Origin of the sequence: Anaerococcoides asporogena, from assembly GCF_029590275.1 — a bacterium.
In the GTDB taxonomy this organism is placed as follows: domain Bacteria; phylum Bacillota; class Clostridia; order Clostridiales; family Clostridiaceae; genus JG1575.
The window spans coordinates 1,267,443-1,288,297 of record NZ_CP120965.1 but is presented as its reverse complement, the minus strand read 5'-3'; the positions used below and the strand labels follow the sequence as shown (position 1 = coordinate 1,288,297).

17 protein-coding genes and 1 other RNA gene are annotated in these 20,855 nt (G+C 46.5%); 4 read left to right on the top strand and 14 right to left on the bottom strand.

Annotated elements, in window-relative coordinates:
• Nucleotides 1-95 precede the first annotated feature (95 nt).
• Both P6M73_RS06230 and P6M73_RS06225 read left to right on the top strand, forming a co-directional pair.
• Complete coding sequence (locus tag P6M73_RS06230) at nucleotides 96-1,064, top strand: glycosyltransferase family 2 protein (protein ID WP_277855251.1); 969 nt, start codon at nucleotides 96-98, stop codon at nucleotides 1,062-1,064.
• Nucleotides 1,024-3,321 (top strand): YfhO family protein, encoded by a 2,298-nt coding sequence (locus tag P6M73_RS06225; protein ID WP_277855250.1) that lies wholly within the window; start codon nucleotides 1,024-1,026, stop codon nucleotides 3,319-3,321. The genes P6M73_RS06230 and P6M73_RS06225 overlap by 41 nt, the downstream gene beginning before the upstream one ends.
• A 106-nt stretch (nucleotides 3,322-3,427) precedes the next feature.
• On the opposite strand, the gene ltrA is transcribed toward P6M73_RS06225, so the two are convergent.
• The 3 genes from ltrA to P6M73_RS06210 form a co-directional block, all read right to left on the bottom strand.
• Nucleotides 3,428-4,813, bottom strand: coding sequence for a group II intron reverse transcriptase/maturase (gene ltrA, locus P6M73_RS06220; RefSeq protein WP_277855249.1), 1,386 nt, complete (start codon nucleotides 4,811-4,813; stop codon nucleotides 3,428-3,430).
• 647 nt (nucleotides 4,814-5,460) lie between these two features.
• Nucleotides 5,461-6,711, bottom strand: a complete 1,251-nt coding sequence (locus P6M73_RS06215) for a PQQ-dependent sugar dehydrogenase (protein WP_277855248.1) — start codon at nucleotides 6,709-6,711, stop codon at nucleotides 5,461-5,463.
• 55 nt (nucleotides 6,712-6,766) lie between these two features.
• Nucleotides 6,767-7,348 (bottom strand): SGNH/GDSL hydrolase family protein, encoded by a 582-nt coding sequence (locus P6M73_RS06210; protein WP_277855247.1) that lies wholly within the window; start codon nucleotides 7,346-7,348, stop codon nucleotides 6,767-6,769.
• A 134-nt stretch (nucleotides 7,349-7,482) separates the two neighbouring features.
• Here P6M73_RS06210 and ssrA point away from each other — a divergent pair.
• Nucleotides 7,483-7,836: a transfer-messenger RNA gene (ssrA, locus tag P6M73_RS06205) on the top strand.
• 422 nt (nucleotides 7,837-8,258) lie between these two features.
• Here the strand turns inward: ssrA and P6M73_RS06200 are convergent.
• The 5 genes from P6M73_RS06200 to P6M73_RS06180 all read right to left on the bottom strand — a co-directional run bounded on the left by P6M73_RS06200 (nucleotide 8,259) and on the right by P6M73_RS06180 (nucleotide 13,904).
• Nucleotides 8,259-8,813, bottom strand: coding sequence for a hypothetical protein (locus P6M73_RS06200; protein WP_277855246.1), 555 nt, complete (start codon nucleotides 8,811-8,813; stop codon nucleotides 8,259-8,261).
• A 66-nt stretch (nucleotides 8,814-8,879) separates the two neighbouring features.
• Nucleotides 8,880-11,591, bottom strand: a complete 2,712-nt coding sequence (locus P6M73_RS06195) for a DNA methyltransferase (protein ID WP_277855245.1) — start codon at nucleotides 11,589-11,591, stop codon at nucleotides 8,880-8,882.
• 146 nt (nucleotides 11,592-11,737) lie between these two features.
• Nucleotides 11,738-11,995 carry a hypothetical protein gene (locus P6M73_RS06190; RefSeq protein WP_277855244.1) on the bottom strand — a complete coding sequence of 86 codons (258 nt, stop codon included), beginning with the start codon at nucleotides 11,993-11,995 and terminating at the stop codon, nucleotides 11,738-11,740.
• A 447-nt stretch (nucleotides 11,996-12,442) separates the two neighbouring features.
• Nucleotides 12,443-13,270 (bottom strand): DUF3800 domain-containing protein, encoded by an 828-nt coding sequence (locus P6M73_RS06185; RefSeq protein WP_277855243.1) that lies wholly within the window; start codon nucleotides 13,268-13,270, stop codon nucleotides 12,443-12,445.
• A gap of 4 nt (nucleotides 13,271-13,274) precedes the next feature.
• Nucleotides 13,275-13,904 carry a PBECR4 domain-containing protein gene (locus tag P6M73_RS06180; RefSeq protein ID WP_277855242.1) on the bottom strand — a complete coding sequence of 210 codons (630 nt, stop codon included), beginning with the start codon at nucleotides 13,902-13,904 and terminating at the stop codon, nucleotides 13,275-13,277.
• 375 nt (nucleotides 13,905-14,279) lie between these two features.
• On the opposite strand from P6M73_RS06180, the gene P6M73_RS06175 reads away from it, so the two are divergent.
• On the top strand, nucleotides 14,280-14,690 hold the full coding sequence (locus tag P6M73_RS06175; RefSeq protein WP_277855241.1) for a replication/maintenance protein RepL: 411 nt from the start codon (nucleotides 14,280-14,282) through the stop codon (nucleotides 14,688-14,690).
• Nucleotides 14,691-14,771: 81 nt separating this feature from the next.
• On the opposite strand, the gene P6M73_RS06170 is transcribed toward P6M73_RS06175, so the two are convergent.
• From P6M73_RS06170 to P6M73_RS06145, 6 genes are read right to left on the bottom strand one after another with little or no spacing between them, the layout of a single operon-like run.
• The gene (locus P6M73_RS06170) at nucleotides 14,772-15,140 is read right to left on the bottom strand and encodes a phage holin (protein ID WP_277855240.1); all 369 of its coding nucleotides are present in this window, start codon (nucleotides 15,138-15,140) and stop codon (nucleotides 14,772-14,774) included.
• Between the two features lies 1 nt (nucleotide 15,141).
• On the bottom strand, nucleotides 15,142-15,918 hold the full coding sequence (locus P6M73_RS06165; RefSeq protein ID WP_277855239.1) for an N-acetylmuramoyl-L-alanine amidase: 777 nt from the start codon (nucleotides 15,916-15,918) through the stop codon (nucleotides 15,142-15,144).
• Nucleotides 15,919-15,927: 9 nt separating this feature from the next.
• Complete coding sequence (locus P6M73_RS06160; protein WP_277855238.1) at nucleotides 15,928-16,305, bottom strand: hypothetical protein; 378 nt, start codon at nucleotides 16,303-16,305, stop codon at nucleotides 15,928-15,930.
• A gap of 2 nt (nucleotides 16,306-16,307) precedes the next feature.
• Nucleotides 16,308-16,961 carry a carbohydrate-binding protein gene (locus P6M73_RS06155; protein WP_277855237.1) on the bottom strand — a complete coding sequence of 218 codons (654 nt, stop codon included), beginning with the start codon at nucleotides 16,959-16,961 and terminating at the stop codon, nucleotides 16,308-16,310.
• A gap of 8 nt (nucleotides 16,962-16,969) precedes the next feature.
• Nucleotides 16,970-19,783, bottom strand: a complete 2,814-nt coding sequence (locus tag P6M73_RS06150) for a hypothetical protein (RefSeq protein WP_277855236.1) — start codon at nucleotides 19,781-19,783, stop codon at nucleotides 16,970-16,972.
• A complete protein-coding gene (locus P6M73_RS06145) occupies nucleotides 19,783-20,853 on the bottom strand; it encodes a hypothetical protein (RefSeq protein WP_277855235.1) in 1,071 nt (356 codons plus the stop codon). The genes P6M73_RS06150 and P6M73_RS06145 overlap by 1 nt, the downstream gene beginning before the upstream one ends.
• Between the last annotated feature and the right edge of the window lie 2 nt (nucleotides 20,854-20,855).

The following is a 20,855-nucleotide window of genomic DNA, read 5'->3' as shown; positions in this document are numbered from 1 at the left end:
AGCATACCGGGCGGCCGACGTGCGGTCCGAAAAGTTTGACGAGGTGGCCTGGACAAGGTAATCTTGAACTAGATTATGTCTTCAAGGAGCAATTCATGCTGATTTCGATCGTCATTCCCATGTATTTTGAAGAAGCAGTTGCCAATGAATGTCATCGCCGTCTTCAGGCGGTGATGCAAAGCCTGGCAAATACCTTGGATTACGAACTGATTTTCGTCAACGACGGCAGTCGGGACCAGACACCTGAAATTTTAAACCGGATCGCTCAGGACGATCCTCACAGCCGGGTGATCCATTTCTCCCGGAACTTCGGTCATCAGAATGCCGTGACTGCCGGAATCCTGGAATCCCGGGGGGATGCAGTCATTCTGATTGACGCCGATCTGCAGGATCCGCCGGAGCTGATCCCAGCCATGATCGAGAAATGGCAGGAAGGCTATGAGGTGGTCTATGCCACCCGCGCTTCCCGAGCCGGAGAATCCAGATTCAAGCTCTGGTCGGCCACGCTGTTCTACCGGGTGCTCGACTCTCTGAGCGATACAAAAATCCCGCGAAACACCGGGGATTTCCGGTTAATGGACCGCCGGGTGGTGGAAGCATTCCGCCAGATGCCGGAGAAAAACAAATTTATCCGCGGCATGGTCAGCTGGATCGGATATCGCCAGACCGCCATCGAGTACCAGCGGCAGGAACGACTGGCCGGGGAAACGCACTATACGTTGAAAAAAATGGTGCGACTGGCCATGGATGGAATCATGAGCTTTTCCACCAAGCCGCTGAAAATCGTGACTTCCATCGGCTTTTTCACGGTTCTGATCTCTTTTCTCGTGCTGATCTATGCCCTGGTTCAGAAATTCAGGGGGCATACCGACGCCGGCTGGGCGTCCCTCATGACCGCCATTACATTCTTTTCAGGGATCCAGCTGATCTCCCTGGGCATTATCGGAGGCTACATCGGCCGCATCTACGAGGAGGCCCGCAACCGCCCCAACTACATCATTGCAGATAAACGAGGTTTTACTCATGACATATCGACTGCCCCGGATGAATCACCCAAACGATGAGGAAACCGCCGCGCTGCGGCGGCTTCTGCTGTTATCCCTGATGGCTGCCCTGGCGATGTTCCTGCCTTATCTTCTGTTGGACGGAGGCCGCTTCACCCTGATGTCGGACTTCAACCATCAGCAGATTCCGTTTAACCGGCATTCAGCCTGGGCCATTTGGAACGGAGCCTCCACCTGGGACTGGTATACCGATCTGGGTGTCAATTTCATCGGTGCCTTCAGCTTTTATACTCTGGGCAGTCCCTTCTTCTGGATGGGCGCTCTGTTTCCGGAATCGGCCTTTCCCTATCTGATCGGCTGGCTGTTCATTCTGAAGTATGTTGCTGCCGCTCTGGTCAGCTTTCTCTGGCTGAAGCGTCATGTCCGAAACCTGGATTATGCGATTTTGGGCTCGCTGCTTTATGCCTTTTCCGGCTTTTCGCACATTAATCTGATGTACTATCATTTTCATGAAGTCATTGTGTTCTTTCCTCTTCTGCTGTGGGGAATGGACCAGTTGCTTCAGGATGAGCGACGGGGCCGCTTCGCCCTGACAGTTGCCCTGTGCGCGCTGCTGAACTATTTCTTCTTTTATGGTCAGGTTCTGTTTTTGATCCTCTACTTTTTCCTGTTCTATCAAAGTGAAAATCGCCGTGAGCGCCTTCTGGCATTCGGGCGCGTACTGGGCGAAGGGGTTCTGGGGACTCTGGCTGCCTCCATCCTGCTCATCCCTTCCGCACTGTTCATCATCAGCAGTCCCAAAGCCAGCCAGGTCATTACAGGCATTGACGGACTGCGCTATCCCCTGGAGCGTTACCTGACTCTGTGGAAAGCTCTGGTGTTTCCGGCCGAGAGCATGATCCGCTCGACCAGCATCAACCCGTGGGACTTTTCCTCCGCCTCGCTCTACCTGCCTGGTCTTGGATTGTCCATGGTCCTGGCCGCGGCTCGGACCCAGCGACTGGCTCGCCGGTTTCTGCTCGTTCTCTTCCCACTCATGCTCATTCCGGTGATGAATTCAGCCTTTGCGCTGTTCAACGGCTACTACTATGCCCGCTGGTTCTATATGCCTTTGCTGATTCTGGTTTCCTTCTCCATCCAAAGCCTCGAGACGGCTTCCGGAGCAGTGCGCCGCGGCAGCGTACGAATCATTATCATCGCTGCTCTGGCATTCATCGGCACACTCGTGATCTCTGACCGGGTGAACCCCGAGATGATCCAGCTCCCCTTTGAGTTCGTCCTGTCCGCCCTGATCGCTCTGGCCGGACTGGGACTTACGCTCTATATATTCAGACAGTCTGATCGGGAGCGAGCCCGGAAGCTGACCCTGCTGGCTCTGGTATGTTCCGTCCTGACCGGGCTGTACAGCATCCATCTGATCCGAAGTTTTCAACCGGAGGAAACGTACCAGTATGCCGAAGGCTACTTTGACCGGACTGCGGAACTGGATCTGACAGCTCCTGAGGGGGAAAACCAGCAGAATTACCGCTTCTACACCTACGAGGCGGGCTGGAACCTGTCGATGCTGAACCATATTCCTTCGGTCAATTCCTTTATCACCACCAATTCACCCAGTACGGATGACTTTTTTAAAACGGTCGGAATCCAGCACATCGCTGCTTCCCTGTTTCCAGCCCAAGCGCAGGATCTGTTGACCCTGCTCTCGGTCAGGTATCGGGTGGATCTGACCCAGCTGGAGGACTACATTCCCCGTTCCCAAAAGAGCAATGGCTTCTTTGATCTCTACGTCAGTGAAAACCCTGACTTTATTCCTCTGGGCTTTCCGCTGGACTCCTACATTACCCGGGCAGAGCTGATGAGCTATGAAGAAGCACAGCGTCCCCGGATTCTGCTCCAGGCACTGGTTATCGAACCGGGAGATCCCATTCCTGATAACCTGGTGGCCTACCGGGAGAATCCAGCCAGAACCACCTCAGCGATCGCCCGGGAAAAACGATCCGGTGCCGTGTCCGATTTTCAACGGGACACGCATGGTTTTCAGGCAGTCCTGAATGCTGCCCAGGAAAAAACACTTCTGTTTACCGTTCCCTGGGATTCTGGCTGGCAGGCCACGGTGAACGGTCAGAAAGTACCCATCCGAAAGAATCTGGGCTTCCAGACCATCCAGGTTTCTCCCGGTGCTTCCACCATTTCCTTTACTTATGAAATCCCCGGCCTGAAAGCGGGAATACTGGGGTCCCTCGCCGGCCTGATCGTGATTGCATTGCTCATTATCCGGGATCGCCGGGATCGAATGAGCGTACAGCAGAGCCATTGAAGCGCACAAACTTATTGAGCAATCGAGTAGGAGGTAGCTGATTAATTCAGCTACCGACCTCTCACACCACCGTACGTACCGTTCGGTATACGGCGGTTCAATCGCTTTAGTGCTTACGCATTCGCTCGTACTGATTAAGGATTTCAAAGTATCCTGCCTGTACGAGCTTTTCGTTTGTTATGGAGCGTGCCAAGACCGGACTTCCGGCAATACGCCAATATCCCAGCCTGGAATTTCCCCATTGGTAGGCTTGCCATGCCGGGATTCCCAGTTTCCGCAAGTTATCCACCCTTGTTCTGGGTTTCTTCCACTGCTTCCAGATGTACATTCTCAGTCGTCTTCGAAGCCATTTATCCCACTCAATCAGCGTGTTCTTGATTGAAGCGATGTAGTAGTGGTTCAGCCAGCCTGTGATATAGGCTTTGACCTCTTTCATGACTTCTCGTACGTTCTTTCCCCGGTTGCGCCTGGTTTTCTCCTTCAACTTCTGCTTGGCTTTCTTCAGGGAGCTTTTATGGGCTCGTATGTAGTTTCCATTCTTATTCTTGCCCATGGCGTAGCCCAGAAACTTGAACTTACTCGAATAGATACTGATAGCCCGGCTCTTTTCCTGATTCAGTTTTAGCTTCAGCTTCTCTTCCAGGTACTTTCTGCTGGATTCCAACAGACGCTCGGCGGCTCGCTGGCTCCTTGCCAGTACCACGATGTCATCGGCATACCGAACAATGGCCACCCCTCTGCGCTTCATCTCCCAGTCATATTGATTCAGGTAGATATTAGCCAGCAGGGGGGAGAGCGGCCCGCCTTGCGGTGAACCTTCCTCCGTTTCGGTGACCACCCCTTTTTCCATGACTCCGCTTTTCAAATAACTCTTTATGAGCTGTGTCACTCGTTTGTCCTGGATATGCTGACGAACAAGATTCATCAGCAGTTCGTGGTTGAGTGTATCGAAGTATTTGGACAAGTCTACTTCTGCAACATGGATGTAGCCTTCGTCTGCATACTCCTTGACTCTCGCCATGGCCTTCTGACAATTCCGGTCCGGTCGGTAACCATAACTTTCATCCGCGAACACCGATTCGAAGATCGGGGCCAGTTTGAGGGCAATGGCTTGCTGGAGTATTCGGTCAATGATCGTGGGAATCCCCAGCATGCGTTCGCCGCTTCCATCTGGTTTGGGAATCACTGCGCGTCGAACCGGGTCGGGTTTATACTTCCCTTCCCGGATCTTCTGCCTGAGCTCTTCCACATTCTCCTGCAACCATGGCAGTACCGCCTCGACGGTCATTCCATCGATGCCAGGTGCTCCGCGGTTGTCCTTGACCCTTTTGTAGGCTTCGAACAGATTTCTCTTATCCAGAATTTCCTCCAACAGGTCCTTAGCACCGCCTTGTTCGCTCCTTTTCCGAGCCTCGACGCTCTGCGCTCCTGCATACTCTTTGTGTTCCGCACTATCCCTTTGCAGGCAGCCCTTTCGGTATTCTGCTTTCACACGTCGACCTCCTTCTGAGTCGTTACTTAAGACTTACGATTGTTCAGCCCTTCCCAGAAAAAAATCCTGGTACTATGGCCTCGGCTGACTTCTCACAGCAAGCTTTACTCCATCCTTCGGATTTCCTGATGGATGTCTGTGAGACCTCCCCGGGTAAGAACGATAACCTTCATTCCATGTAGCCGTCCCATTTACCACAATTTAAACATAATGTCCGGATCCGGGTAGCATTGGACTTCTTCTTGTCTTGCAGAGTCGTCCTCCGGTTGTGGCCTTATATGAGATTTCTGTTCGTCGGCCCAGAACTTTGCCCGCCAGAACTCCTCGCCCTGACATCCGACTGCCTTCAGATTCCACCTCGCGATGGACACCCTTGCCTTCGGCTAACGCTTCCTGCTACCGAGCGCGTAGTGGACTTGCACCACCAAGTTATCGCCCATGCCGGGCGCACAAGGATGAGCCAGTCAACCCGCCGGATTAACGGCGGTTGACTGGCTCATTTGCAGGTTCTGATGAAGCATTCCTTTTCGAAAAGCAGCAGTGACAAAAGAAAGTGTTTTAAAGATATTACCCTGAAGCCGGGAGGTTGCGAGCCCGATTCCGTCTCTTGCATCCGGTTACAACTGATCTGAAATCATTCAATGAACTCAGGGACCAATCCGGTATAGCCGACCGCTGTCGGTTACCGCGTAGATCGCGCCGTCCGCACCTTGTGCCACATCGCGAAACCGCTGATTTTCATCGTCGAGAAGCCGTTCTTCTCCCACTACCCGATCCGACTTCAGAACAATTCGGGCAATGTGCTGACCGGCCAGACCGGCAATAAACAGATTGCCGCGCCATTCGGGGATTGAGTCGCTGGTATAAAAGGTCATCCCGCTGGGAGCCAGGACCGGATCCCAATAGTAGACCGGCTGTTCCATGCCAGCCTTTTGAGTGAGCCCCTCTCCGATTTTGAATCCAGAATACTCAATCCCATAACTGATCACCGGCCAGCCATAATTTTTTCCGGGCAGAATCCGGTTCAATTCATCCCCACCCCTTGGCCCCATTTCACTGATCCAGATATCCCCGGTTTCAGGATGAAGGGCCATGCCCTGAACATTGCGATGACCATAGGAATAAATTTCCGGCATGGCATCGCTCTGTCCGACAAACGGATTATCCGCTAACGCCTGTCCCTCCCGGGTAATGCGCAGCACTTTGCCATATCCGTTGTCTAAGCTCTGAGCCTTCACGCGGGTCGAGGCTGACTGGCGTTCCCCTGTGGTAATCAGAAGATTTCCTGATTTGTCAAAGCTCAGGCGACTGCCATAGTGGGCCGCCCGACCATCTGCCGGCATGGCGCGATATAAAACGACTGCCTCTTCTACTGACCGCTCGTCATCGGCCAGACGGGCTCTGCCTACAGCCGTTACAGAGCCTTGCTCCAGTTGTTCCGAGAAAGTGAAAAACAGATACCGGTTGGATGAAAAATCTGAATCCAGTGCCAGATCCAGCAATCCGCCCTGTCCGGATGACTCGATGGGCGGGAAACCGGTAATCGGCGGACTGACCGTTCCGGATGAATCCACGATCGCGATGCTTCCGGCTTTTTGCGTTACAATCAGTCGACCATCGGGCAGCGAATTGACGCTCCAGGGGGATTCCAGTCGTTCCGTTAAAATGCTCACCTGGAAGGGAAAGTCCGTTCGCATGCCGGGAACTCTGGTCTGACCGGGAAAGGCAGACTGATAATTAGTATTCGGCGATCGGGCTTCCACTGGCGGCAATTGCCTTGGCACCCCGGCCGCATCAGTTGCAGGCTGACTGGTCGTAAACGACGGAGTTTGGCTGCAGGCGGTTGTCAGACCTGCCATCAGCAGCAGACCCGCCTGCAGAATTCTTGTCTTATTCATGGCATTCTCCTCCTGGCCAGTTGATTGAAATTGCGATTCTCAGACTGAAAAGCCGTCATGGATTACCCCTCAACCACTTATCGGCCCGGGATGCGATATATTCATGGAACAACGCTGTAAAATGCAGTCCATCTACATAGGCTGTCCCCCCCAGGAACAGCCAGTCCAGACGGATTGATTCCAGGTCCAGGATGCATCGTCCTGTTCCCGGCCTATCATCCTGAAAAATAGCCCGAAGTTCTTTCAGCGCTTGATTGGCCTGCTCATACAGAACGACGGGATCCCCAAAGCAGCGAGCCGCAGCCACAGGATCTATTTGCGGCGGCAGAACCCATGCCGGTCTGGCCCCAATGCCTTTGAGCTGCTCTCCGATAAAGTGCAGAGATGCTGTGATTTGCTCTCCGCTGCGCCCTGAGATGGCATCATTGCTGCCGCACAGGATCAGTACCTGGTCCGGTCGATGTACGAGGACATCGTTGGTCAGACAGGCAATCAGATCGGAGATGGTATACCCGTTATGCCAGACAACGTGGCAAATCCGCAGTTCCGGACGGGCAGCCAGCTGTAATGACCAGGCAGCTCCCCCCGGATTTCCGTAAGGCCCGACCAGGCTGTCGCCATAAATGATTCGATTCATCTCACACCTCCCTGTGTTATTATTATAGGGATAAACCGAACAGATCTTGCCGACAAGCCTATTTGTTCGAATTTAATTTGATTTTCATTTACAGATGGTATAAAATAAGAGACTGGATAAGATCCAGATGATATGGGGATGTAATGGTTTCGACGGGGGCAGGAGTGTCTCTGTAAGCGAGTAGAAGGAGCCTGTAGTCCTGGCTTTAAAAAACCACAGGAAACTGTAAACGCAGAAGATAATTTTGCATTAGCAGCGTAAGCTGCTACGTTCTGCCCTGATCCACCGGAGTCAGGAACAGGGCGTCAAAAATCCGGTAAAACGAGCCGGGGATAAGCTTTGCCCCCCGGAACGGGATTAATGAAGCTACCTGACTGAAAGCCTGCTGCCGGGCGTTCACGACGGGAATTTAAATCGGACAGCTGCACTCGGAGAAAGCAGTGAAGCTCGGCTTTCGGACACGGGTTCAACTCCCGTCATCTCCACCATAGACCATCGGATTCGCCATGCAGGCGGTTTCCGGTGGTCTTTCCCTTTGTACGGTGAGTAACCCGTGAGTAGTGACATTTTGCATAGACTTCAAAAAATGCATAAAAAAGAGCCCCACTCTGAGGCTCTTTTATTTACATTTTCCAACCCTGACCGTTAGTGCATAAAAAGAGTCATATGAAGCTCTCACACACTTCATATGACGTCAGAAGGTTTGTTCTTTACTATGGGAGGTAAAACCATAATAATGAATGTCATTGGGTACCCCTAGACCTTTCGGTATAGAGAAGGGAAAAGAATGAAAATCGTACCGGTTCTCAACAACTTTTCTGTCTTTATATTATAATTTTACATCGACAGATAATCCGCAGTTGAATGTGGATTTTCGATTGAGAATTTATATTAATCCTTCTTCATAGAATTACTCATTATCCTCAGGAGTAAGATAATCATCAAGTACTTGACCATTTTTCACTGAAAATAGTAGATAGTCCGATTTCTCACCCCAATTAGTTACCACTAAACGGTACTCTGGAACCTCTGAATATATTTCCTCGCTAACTCTTAATATCTTATCTTTCATTTCTGCCCATTGTTCCAACATCGGACCAGAGCTTTCATCCAACATGATGAATGTTGCCTTAGTCAGTTCCTTTGGCTCCAACCGGAAAACCTCGTGTTCGGAATCTTCCTTAATTGAAAACCAGTCACCAAGATTAAGCTCTAAGTAACCCAATACCAATTCGAGGTCAGTGTCTTTCAAATCAATGGGGCTGGTGGTTGAAGGAGTAGTTGCCGGTGTCGTTACTGGAGTGGTTACTGGCAAAGTAGCCACTCCAGTTGTTGACGGTATTGTAGCTGCCACAGTTACAGGCGTAGTGGCGCTTATAGTAGATGAGGTAACAGCAGGAGCCGAAGAGCAACCGACCAGAGCCATCATCATTGCAACACTCAGAATAGTACATTTAATCTTCAAATCATTCCCCTCCGTTTCGTTTACTATCTTGACTATACTGTTTTGGCTGGACAAGAATTACTAAGATCACTTTGTCATCTCAGCATACAGCTTCATCAGGTGAGCAACGCAGTCGTCTTCCGAGGTGATATCCCAAGCTTTGCCATAGGCTTCCCAAACGGCCTTGTCATTTGCCTGGTGGGCTTTGCGAAGTTCAGGTGGCATGGAGGAAGATTTATAAAGTTGTAATAAGCTAGCAGTTGGATATAAGTTCCTCGCGTTTAAAATACCTTCCGCTGAAGCCGTAATTTTTTTACGGCTCATATCTGTTATTTCCGGCCATGGGAAAGTGTTATAAACCAGTTCTTTTGAATATCTGTAGTCACTTTTTAAGCGGCCTGCAAATATCCTGATCCATGCCATATGCACATTGGAAGTTAGCACTCCAAACTCAAACAGAGATGCTTCGGGCACGATAAATGTCGCATTTGAAGCCACAGTGTCTGTTGTAACAAAACCCAAAGGTATATATTTCCTCTCAGAAGAAGACACTCCGGGAATCACAACATATGAACCTTCCTCAGGGTGAGCATTCTGCCTGAAAAGATGTGGTGTATCCGCTGCATTACGTGTAGTTTCAGCCTTGCTTTTTAACCGAAACTCCCTCACGGCCTGAATCCTATCGGCAATTGGTTTGCACTTATGAAGCTCGATAAAATTACTCCCAGCCAACCATAGAACCCATCTATATCTTCTATTAATAAAATCTTCAGCATTAATGTATTTCTTAATCCATTTTTCGGCACTAGGGCATGTATTTAACAAGTCATCTTTTTCTTGTTCAGTCATGATAAAATTCCCCCCATCAGTTGGTTTACTGCCAAAGAATATTGGGGATATATCGGCTAAAGGTGATTTCCTCTTTTCTACTATTAATTTAATATCTGGATAAAGATAAGGAGATATATAGGAAACTAATTTGGTAGAACCATCTTCTAAGAATAACTTTTTAGTTAGCGGTGCATAGTTTTTGTGTGCGAATCCTATTATGACACAATGAACTGCCGCTTTCCCCTTAGCCTCATTCTCCCATGGGAAAGTTTTATAAGCATAAATTATTTCGTAGTTTACCTTTTCCATTTGAAGCCACAAGGTGGGAACCTGCTCTCCCTGCGTTATTGAATTAGTAGACACGAAAGCGATGATAATTCGATTTTCTCCAACAAATTCCGCTGCTTTAAAGAACCAAGAAGCAACGTAATCTAAATATCCTAGTTTGACCTTTGACCCGAACAGATCAATCATATCTGCTCTTTGATCCATAGTTTGTTGATCGGCTCCAATAAATGGAGGATTGCCCATAATATAATTTAGCTTTTCAGCGGTAACTACATCATTCCAGTCTATCCTCAGTGCATTTCCTTGAACTATATGCGCCGTATCTCGGATCGGAAAGTCAACAGCATTTACCCCAAAGTAATTGCTGATTTCCTGATCCATCAGATGCTTCATCAGGATCATCGATAGATTGGCTATCTGAACCGGGAAGTCTTCGATTTCAATACCATTAAACTGCTCTGGCTTGACCAGAATCATCGCATCCAGAAAAACATTCTCCTGGTAATCATACATTAGCTTTAATACTTCAAATTCCAGTTTTCGCAGTTCCTCATATGCAACGATGAGGAAATTTCCGGAGCCACAGGCAGGATCCAAGAAGTGGAGTGATGCCAGTTTATTCTGGAAGGCTAAAAGCTCTTTTCGAGTTGTTTTATTGCGCTCAAACTCATCATAGAGCTCATCCAGGAACAATGGCTGGATGACCTTCATAATATTCTCTCTTGAAGTGTAATGAGCTCCCAAGCTTCTACGTTCCTCCTGATCCATTACCCCTTGGAACATCGCTCCGAAAATTGCCGGAGAAATCTTTGACCAATTGAAGTCCTTAGAGCATTCCAGTAGAAGCCCCCTCATTTTGGAGTCAAATGAAGCCAGTGGAAGCGGATCTTTGAAGATGGATCCATTAATGTACCTGAAGCGCATCAAATCATCCGGGAGTCCTTTGGGACGCTTATCCATTGGAGTATCCAGGATGGAGAACAATGTCATCAATCGCATCGACAGATCCGATCCATCTGGATTGGAAGCTTCAATATACTTCTCAAAGGCTTCCTTTTCAAAGACGCCAGTATCTTCTGCAAATAGGCAGAATAAGAGCCTGACAAGATACAGTTCCAAAGAGTGTCCTTCATATCCTTTTTCCTTAAGAGCATCATGAAGTTTTGCCATTTTGTAAGAGGCATCGGTATTAACTTCAATCTCAGTCTTTTCCTCATCAGTGAGTCCATATCCAGCCAGAATCCCAAATATCCGCACATGCTGCTTTAGTTGGCTAACCTTGAAAGGTTTGTAAGGATGATCCTTTTTTAAGTTGTAAACTTCAATCTTATCGAAATCGCAGCACATGACCAACACTGGAATCTCTTCCGGCTTCAGAGCATGAACATAACTCATCGCTTGAGTGTATGCCTTTGCCAATGACTGTCCCTTCGACTTCATTTCAATCAGGATCTTCCCTGGAATGAAATAATCAATATATCCAGTTGTTCCATCTTTTAAATAAACCGGATGCTCATGGAGTCCATCTCGCCACTCCACTCCAAAGACATCCATAAAGTCTTTCTCGAAGGTTTGCCCAGATTGCTTCTCATCTCCGGAATTTTTCTTCCACCGTTTTTGAAAGGCAACCGCCTTTGATTCAATCTCGCTCCAAGTTAACATTAAAAATATTTCCCCCATTTTGTGCCATTTCCTTGATTTTAACATAGTTATAGATCATAAGGGGGTGATGAGGATGACAGATGATGAACTGATAATGCTGATTCTAGGAGACGACGAGATCATGGACGACCTTGTTAAAAGATACTTCCAATTAGAAAAAGAGCCTAACTAGGCTCTCCAGTCTGCTCTTTTAATTTTAAGCCGTGAATTGAATAATCCGGTTCATACTTTTCACGGCAATTATCACAATAAATTAGAATTGCGGATTCCCTGTAACCAGGAGTTTTGTCATCCTCGTCAACTACTCTGCCTTTTCCGCATGGGCACTCATATTCAGTGGTCTCAATCGTACCTTCGCCTACTCCATATGCTACTGTATGCATACTTGTTTCTTCGATGAACTTTAATTCCGATAATCTCATAACACACCTCGTAAATTGTACTTATGATCATCATACTACCATAAATAGACAAAAGCCCCTGGATGGCTCCAAGGTTAATATCCTAATCATGTTAAACAATTCCCTGCACTCCAGGCACCAATAGATCTCATCTCGGAACCTACCCATGAGGGATGTCTGTCAGTCCGGGCAAACAGCCGTACCTCAAAACTCTGAGTACTGGACAGGACCTGCCAGTTGCTTGTACCTGGTGATTGTATTCAGATTGACATGCACCATTCGGCCATCCGCCTGATAGATTGGGTTTCCAGTCCTGAAATATTCATCGATTGCTGCCTTCAAGAAGTCTTTTTCACTCATTTGTCTCACCTCGTTAGTCGTACATACATTCTAACAGGTGGAGTGGACAAAAAAACCTCTAGTTTTTAAGCTAGATTTATTGAATTAGTAAACGGCGGTTTGTTTCAACTAAGGAAACTTTTTTATACCATATCCGTAGTAATTAGGAAAATTATCGAGTTTTGATTCAATCGCTTGAAAAATCGGATCCTTTGATCCACTTTTACAAAATTTCGAAACAGAGTAAACTACTAAATCAGCTATTTCAATGCCAAAATATGATGATTGATAGTCTGAACTCCATTTAGTATTAAAGTATACACCTTTAATTTTGCCGCAATCTTTTTTTGAAATAAAACTATTTCCATGGTTGAGTAAATGATCGATAGTACGAAGTAAATTAGTATCATTATTGATACCTCTTGATTCTAATACTAATATTCCGTCTCCTTTAAAATTTTTAATTAAACGCTCGATAATAAACTCCATGTTTAAAGGGTATACAGGGAATGGTGATTTATATTTTTGAACATGTTTAGCTTTATTAGTGTAAGATGAAACTATTGTAAATCTAGAAGCTTTCAATATCGCTTGTAAATCTTCCCAAAATGAATCGTAATTAATAAATCTAGGATTAAAGGGACCAGTCTTTCTTCTGATATCTCTAGAATGGAGACAAACTCTTCTTAGTCCATCATTATATAAAAACTTACCTAGGTCCCAATATTTATTTTTTAGACACATTATAAGATTTTTACAGTCTTCAATATCACTTTTATAAAATATACATGCCGAGATACAAAAATTTATATTACTTCTTTTAGAGTTCATGATATCGAAGGATACACCAGATCTTTTTTTCTTTAATAGGTTTTTTATATCATGATCGCCGCTTTCATCAATAAACGCTATCCAATCTATAATTTCAGGATAATAATTTATATTTTCGGTTTTCATATCATTATATTTTTATCCTATCCGATTCATCAAATTGAGGAATAAAATTTTTCAATCTATGAACTTCTTTTCGCTTTTGGGATTTAAAATCGTAAATTGATAGATACACTAAAGTTCGTTTTTCACAATTGTATCTTATATCATTGTTTCTGATAAGTGTTACAGGAGCATAGTATAACGTACCCTTTTCACGTTGCAAGAAAAACCGAACATTAAGCTCGCACATGATTTGAAGTTGAAAATGAGCCTTAATGCTCCGACAACTCCCTTTGCTGATTTTATGTGGCTCTACTACATGCTGGTCTATCATGTTCATTAAATTATAAAGTAATTCAAACCGTACTTTCGGAGGATCTTCTTCATTAAAAGAGCCCTTAGAGAAAAAAGCGGATTTTTCCAAATCAGCTTGAGTAATATTTCCTCTTCTCACCTCATCACAAAATTTTTCTGATGAAAATTTTCCGGTTGCGAAAACTGTATCTGTTAATTTATGTATGCCTGCGAGATGTTTAAAATGAGTGTCATCAAACAAAACCTCAATTAGCTCATTTTCGCCTTTTTTCCCGGCCACGATTTCTAATCTGGAATTTTTAAGAAGATTGTAATGATCAAGTAGTTGATTGATGTTAATCATAAAATTCTACCTACAGAAAAAGCCACTTTTCAGTGGCTCTTTAATATACCCTCGTTAGAATTACTAACCTAATGCTATTACAATCACTGGGGTATACAGCGATAGTCTTACGCATTCTCCTATTGTACGTGTCAATAGGTACTTGAAAGAAATGATCCTTTCCGTAACTAAACTATAGCAAGTATCATACAATTTATATAATATATATATGTGGAGTCACGATAAGGTTAATATCTTCGAGACGACTCATATAATCTAACTTCAGCCAAAAAATAATTAAGAAAAGGTTGGTTTTTATACCAAGATTGTTTGCCAGAAAACCATAATTAAGCTACAATCTGGTATACAAACTAACTTTATAGGAGATTTTGCATTATGGCATATAGTATTTACTGGGGAGCGTTTATTATACCAGCTTTCGAGCCGCTTTATAGTGACGAGCTGCATGGCACAGATTACAAAATTTTCTTTTATTTGCTATCTAACATTAATTATACCAATAACATTTCATCAATTAAACAAAAGGATATTTCACAAGAACTAAATATTCATAAAACCACCGTTTCCAAGAGTTTGAAGAAATTGGAGGAACTCCAATACATAGCAAAAGTTGAAAAGTTTAATGGTTATATGATAAACCCTAACATCTTTTATGTCGGTAAGAACAAAGCGGATGAGCGCGATAAAATCAGAGATGAATTTGATGAGATAGTTATTAGTAATAATTCCGAAGTAAGATTCTCTTTAATTGAGTATACTGGGGTGTTAAACGATAATAACAGGTAAGATAAAAAATCAAGAAAAGAAAAAGCCCCCGGATCACTCCGAGGGCTCTTTTAATGTCATGCCTATGATGTCATAACTATTTTACATGCCGGGATCGGGTGCGTCAATCAAAATCGGCACCGGCTCTGGCAACTCCTGATCCCACATTTCCTTCACGGCGGTTTCAATGTAATGGTTAAGTTCTTCGCTCGTAAATCCCTTGATTCCCCAACCCTGGATCTGACAGGCAAGCCGGGCCAGTGCTTCTTCCTTTTTCTTCTGCCCTGTCTCAGTCTTCAGATCGTTTTCCACGCTCTTTACCGCGATATCTGCCATCTGAAGCACCAACTGGATCTCTTTGTTGTCCCGGTTGCGGTCAATCCACTCTTTGAGTGCCGGCACCAGCACGGCCGTTACCAGCAGCATCACCATCTTAATTATGGCATCAATAATAATCGTTCTTTCAGTCATTTTATTTCTCCTTTACATAGGCTGCCATCAGCCATGAGTCTTTAAATCCTTTGCTTTCCAGTTCCTTGAGTGCCGCTTCTGCTTCTGCTCGAGTTTTGTAGGATCCGGCCAGTACCCTGAACCAAAGCCGTTCGCCCTTATCGTTCACGTAGGGGCCGTTCTTGGGGTCCTGCTTCACTGTTTTTCTTTCCTTGTCCCATTTGATCAGATCGGTCAGAAGCTCCTCCCAGGGGAACTCCCTGCCCGGATCTGTTATTGATCGGTTGACTGTATCCACCTCGTAGTGACCTAAGATGTGATCCCGATCAACTAAAAAAGGCTCCTTATAAGTAGCCTCGTACTGCTCGATGATGTATTTATGCAGCCAAAGCGTTGCCTCGTATTGTGCGGCCGTCAAGCGCCCCTGGGTCTCCTTGTGTACGCCTTCATGCTCAATCCCTACCGTGTAGAGGTTTGGTGGTGCAGAGCGTTCCTTGACGATCCTGGCGGATGGTGAGCGCTTCAATGCATGCCATGTTCCATGGTGCAGATCCGCCAGCTGGTAGATCTCACCCTTCCGGGTTACCAGGAAATGGCAAGATACTTCTGCAGCATAGTGCAGCTCACCGGGTGAAGTCTCTACTTTCTTCACGTTTGTAAGCCAGTTTAAGGTTCCGGGCATCAGCCCTTCCGTAATGTGGTTCACGATCACATCCCACTTTTGCGGGGTTTTGAAGGTTGTGTTTCTTCGCAAAGTTGAAATCTTGCCGTTGTAATTCTCTGCTTTTTTGATTTCCATTAGTTTCTCCTATCTCATTTTTTCCAGGACCTGACTGATCTCGACAAAGCTATACCCCATGAGAACCATGGAGATGATAACAGCTCCAAGGATGATCCACATGAGGTATGTTGGGTTTTTCAGTAGGATCGCCAGCCAGCCATTGCCGTTTTGTTTGGCCTGTGATGGCGTTACTACCATGATTGAGTTTTCGATTTTCTTCAGGCTGTCCGGCACCCCGTTCAGCCGTTCCAATGCCAGCGAGAAGTTCTGATGCTCCGTGTCATTGCGTCTTGCGATGGCTTCCAGCTCATCGACACGTTGTTCCATTGCCTTGATATCGTCCTTTAGTCGCCCTACCTCTGCCAGGATCTTCCCATGTTCCACCGGATTAATTTCATACGCCACTATTACACCTCTTTCCATCCGGCAGGATAGCCATCCGGACTCCATACGTTATTGTCGATTGTTGATTCATAGACCTTCCCCTTATATAGCACTCGATCCCCTTTCATGTATGGATTCGTGCTTCCAGGCTGTACCCATTCTTTTGGTGTCCCATCAAGACTTGTCAGTTTTGGCGCATAAAGTGCCGGAGTCTGAGCTGGAATCCAATCTCTTTGAGCAGAATGTGACTGAAGCACAACATAGAGTACGCCTTCTGCCTCCACCAGATCATTCGTCTTGTAAAAGGCTGTCGGGTCATAAGTTCGGATCAGGTATTTCAACTGGCTCAGCGTTTCAGCCGGAGCATTCGAAAAATCGATTAGGGATTTGAGAGCTTCGTTTGATTTGCTGATTGAATCGGCTCGGAGCAGACTTTCCGGGGCGTTGGTCAAGTCACCATTTAATACATACCGAGTTGCTTCTTCAGATCCAAGGTTATACACATGCTTGATAGCTTCCAGCCTGCCTAGCTGATCATCTGTTAGCGTCACATCTTCAACCTTCAGATCTGGCAATCCTTGAAACCTTGTTGCGTCATCGTCATACTCTGTGATCATCTGCGAATAGGAAACCTTCTTCGTGTAAGGCCTCCATTTGATTCCGTCAAAATACAACATGTTTCCTCCTATACTGTCCTTGTGACACTGGCTTCAACCTCCAAATCATCCCAGATCGCATATCCAGAATTGAGGACACTTGAGTAGAATTTCAGTGTCGTTCCGCTTGATGGAAATAGAGTCGGTGAACCGGTTACCTGATTGCCCCATGCTCCACGGTTAACCCCTGTGAATCCACTCAGTGAGAAGCTGTATGGATCTGGTGCCACTCCGGTCGATGGTCCGTGGGTAGTGTTCTTACGATGAAGCCTAATCTTAACAACCGGGTTAGTGCCACCTTCCAGGAATTCTGCTATTTCTGATCCAAAATCAAAGCAAGCATCTTCCCAATTGGCCATACCATCCCATTTTCCCTGAGCCGCATTGTTTCCGTAGTAAGTAGAAATGGTATTTGTACCATGGTGCTTAGTGTAGATCTTCTTGGGCTTAAAAATTGCCGTGAATGTCTTAGCCGTTGCCGCTGGCGGTGAGTAGGCGGATGCCGTCTTAGTAATGGTCCCGCTGGCGAAATAGTGACCATAGCTTAATTCAACAGCTCCTGAGCAGTTTGGTGCAGTTCCTCTGGCATAGATCGCTGCACTGCTGGTCCGATATGCATTAGCTCCACAGTTTCCACGATTAGCGATCGCAAAGACTTGAGCAGCATCATAGGCCATTATGGCAAAATTGGTGCGCACAAAGTCACAGTTAGCAACATACACAAAGGATCCTTTGTCTGCTCGAACTCCACCTTCCGTTCCATCGTTGACATCGATGTTCATTCGATCAACCTGGATGTACTTATCCCCGGTTGAGTTGATCGGATGAGTGGCATTGACCCGTTTAATCGTTCCATTAGCTCCGGAGGCTCCACGGATGATAACCCGAGAAGCGTTCCCTCGGGTTGTTATATGTCCATTTAGTTTTGCCCCGGGCTGAAAGAAAATCTCCAATTCCCCGCCCATGAAGTCGTTGATGTAGACATTGTCGCTTAGTTCGCCATACACATTGATTAGGATTTTCTTGCCGTTTAAGAACCTTATCCGCTTTCCGTCAGCATCCAAAGATTCCAGTGCTGCAGAAATGGTTTTGATTGATTTTGCTGGTCCCACATCAAAGGTGACATCCGCTGGGAGGATGTTGATAATATCCCCGATAATCGACTCGGATTTAAGCTGGGCAATAACCGCTCCAGCCTCACCAAAGGAAGCAATGGGCTCCTCAATGTCGAGAACTGTAATGCCTCGGTGATTGATATGCGTATTGATATCACTGTTTGAAACTCCAACAAACACACCGTCAATATTGATCCTTGTACGCCCGCTGTAAATTTCTCCAGGTGCTGGTGTCCAGTCACTTTGAACTTTTCCCTTCTCCAGCATGATCCATTCGATTACTGCAGCTCCCGGGGTGTTAATGGGTGGCTGGTAGATACTGATCTTCCGCTCTTTTCCTGTCTGTGGAGTGGGTGCCTGGAATGTGACGGAATAGACTCCATTGCCATTGTGTCCGAGGATCCCAACGGTCGTCTGTCCGGAATTCATCCATACGCCAAATTCTTGCCCTGCAGGCTTTGAGCCCTTGAGTGATAGGGTGTACCACTCCCCTGCAATCAGATCCTCATTGGTCGTGTACTCATTGATCAGGTAACTGGATGAGAGGATCATTTCGTTACTGTTTGGGATCAGGTTCTTTCCGCCGATTTTGGAGAACTCTGCCGTCCAGTCATCGATAGCCTGCGTCACATCAGAAGTCTTGGCAAATTTTCTCTCTCCGCCAATTTCCGTTGCTTGCTCAATCACTCCAACAATTTCAGAAGGTGTGACTTTATGTTCTACTGTGGTTACTCTGGTCGTAAGGTTGTCCACCTTTCCATTTGCTTCGGCGGCTATTTGAGCGAATGATTTGAGCACCCCATTATCAAAGCGGTACATCTCATGTTGACCATAAAGTGAAAATCGGTAGGTATCATGAAGTTGCCCAATCAGCATATAAACGCTTGAATTGTTTGTTGGAGTGTCCGTGAAGAGGTTGATTCCAGTTGGAGTAAAAAGCAGACCGTTCAAAGTCCCTTCTATGTAAATCGCCTTATTGGTGGTGAATGCAAGGGTCCCGTTTCCACTATTATTCCGGACTGATATACCGCTTGGGTAGACGGTGTAATTGTTTGTCCCGGAGGCACTGGCGGCAATGGCGCTTCCAGCATACAGGATTGGTTTATCGATTTCGAAGGGCACATTTTTCGATAAATGGAAGAAATTCGAGGTGCTATCTGCGACTAAAAGATATCCAGCCGTGATGGCTGACTTGGCAGTGATGGCTCGATTGTATAAAACTCTGTCGTAGGTATTCCCATCGCTGAAGGTGGCATCTGCCCACCAACCCGTATAATTCGTTCCCGAGATTACGTTATTTACCAGGTAGGTCAGGCGGATCACATTGCCCTGCCCGAAGTGAGTCGTGAGTCTTGAGGATCCCAGGTAGTAACAATTGATGGGACCGGTTGTCCCTCCTCCTTTTAGAGTAAGGTTCAGTGTAGCTGTCCCATTCGGAGCCTGGGTCAGTAGGTAAGTGATCTGCTGTCCATTCTCCAACGTTTCAAACGGGGCGTCTCCGGTCCATGAAGCCGTGCTAGAGGTCTGAGTGCCCTTAATAAAAGGCGTGATTCTATTTGTGTCATTGATGATTATCCAAGTCGTCCCATCCCACCGTTTCAGCTGGTTAGGCACCAAAGAGGTGTCTAGCCAAAGCTGATTCAGAACTGGATTTGTCGGCTGAGTGGTTGAGATATTGACATCGTTAAGGTCAGTGATTGTAAATTGCCCAACGGCAAGAGGTGCCATTACGACACCTCCACCAGGAACGTTGCCTTTGTATCAACATCCGAATCACCGACGGTGATTGATTTGCCCGTCTTGTAGTCCGTGGCTCCGCCCCATCCGGTTACAAGGGTGCCTGCTGAGTTGTATTTATACCAACGGTAGGTTTTCGTTCCTCCAGCATCAATCTCGGTTCCTGCCTGAAAGAGCTTAGCGGTAAGAGTAGTAGACCCTAAACCGTTCTTAAAGACATCTCCACCGGTTGAAGTAATGGATACCTGAATGGGATCGGACTGGTCAGCAAGGGTAATCGTGTCAATGAAGCTGGTTCCGTTGGTGGGTGAAGCGGCATCCGTGTCCTTGATGTAGACTTTAAAGACTCCGATGTTATTGAATGCTGCCGGGTAGACGGTCAAAGTGTCAAGGTTATAGCCTGTAATTACATTAGCAGTATCGGCGGTAATTTTGCGCCATCCGATTCCGCCGCCCTGATCGGTCGATACAGAAGAATCCATGATGTACCAGGTGTAAGTAACTGAGGTGGTGTCAATCGTGGATCCACGCCACAGTTCAGCTTTCAGTCTCAAGGAACTGACAGAACCATTCTTAAAAACAGCTCCGTCAAGTGCCGTCAATACGGCATCTGTAATACCTGATCCATTTACGACACGAGAGAAGGAGATATCAAACTTGTGGATCAGATCCAGTCCGGTCGAAGGATCCTTGTAGGTAACTTTACACATGTAGTCCTTACCAGGAAGACCTGCCAGAGTGTTGGCTTTAATGGTCAGGATATGGTTTTTCGTGCCGCTGAAAACATGAGTGGCATTTGCTGTAATGGCAACCTCTGACCCGGTGGTTACGTCATACCACTGAACGCTTTGAACTGCTGCATCTGTAATAATATCTGTAGCAGTACCAAGCTTAAACAGGGATGGAGTTAAGACCAGGTTGGATGATGCCCAGTTCGGCTGATACGTACCGTTATCCGGGTTATACATCTGAGTTTTAGGATGATTACTCTGGATATATCCAGTAAGTGTAAGTGCGTCATTATAATCGATGATAGTTATTTGGCCAGTTGCAATTGCCATTT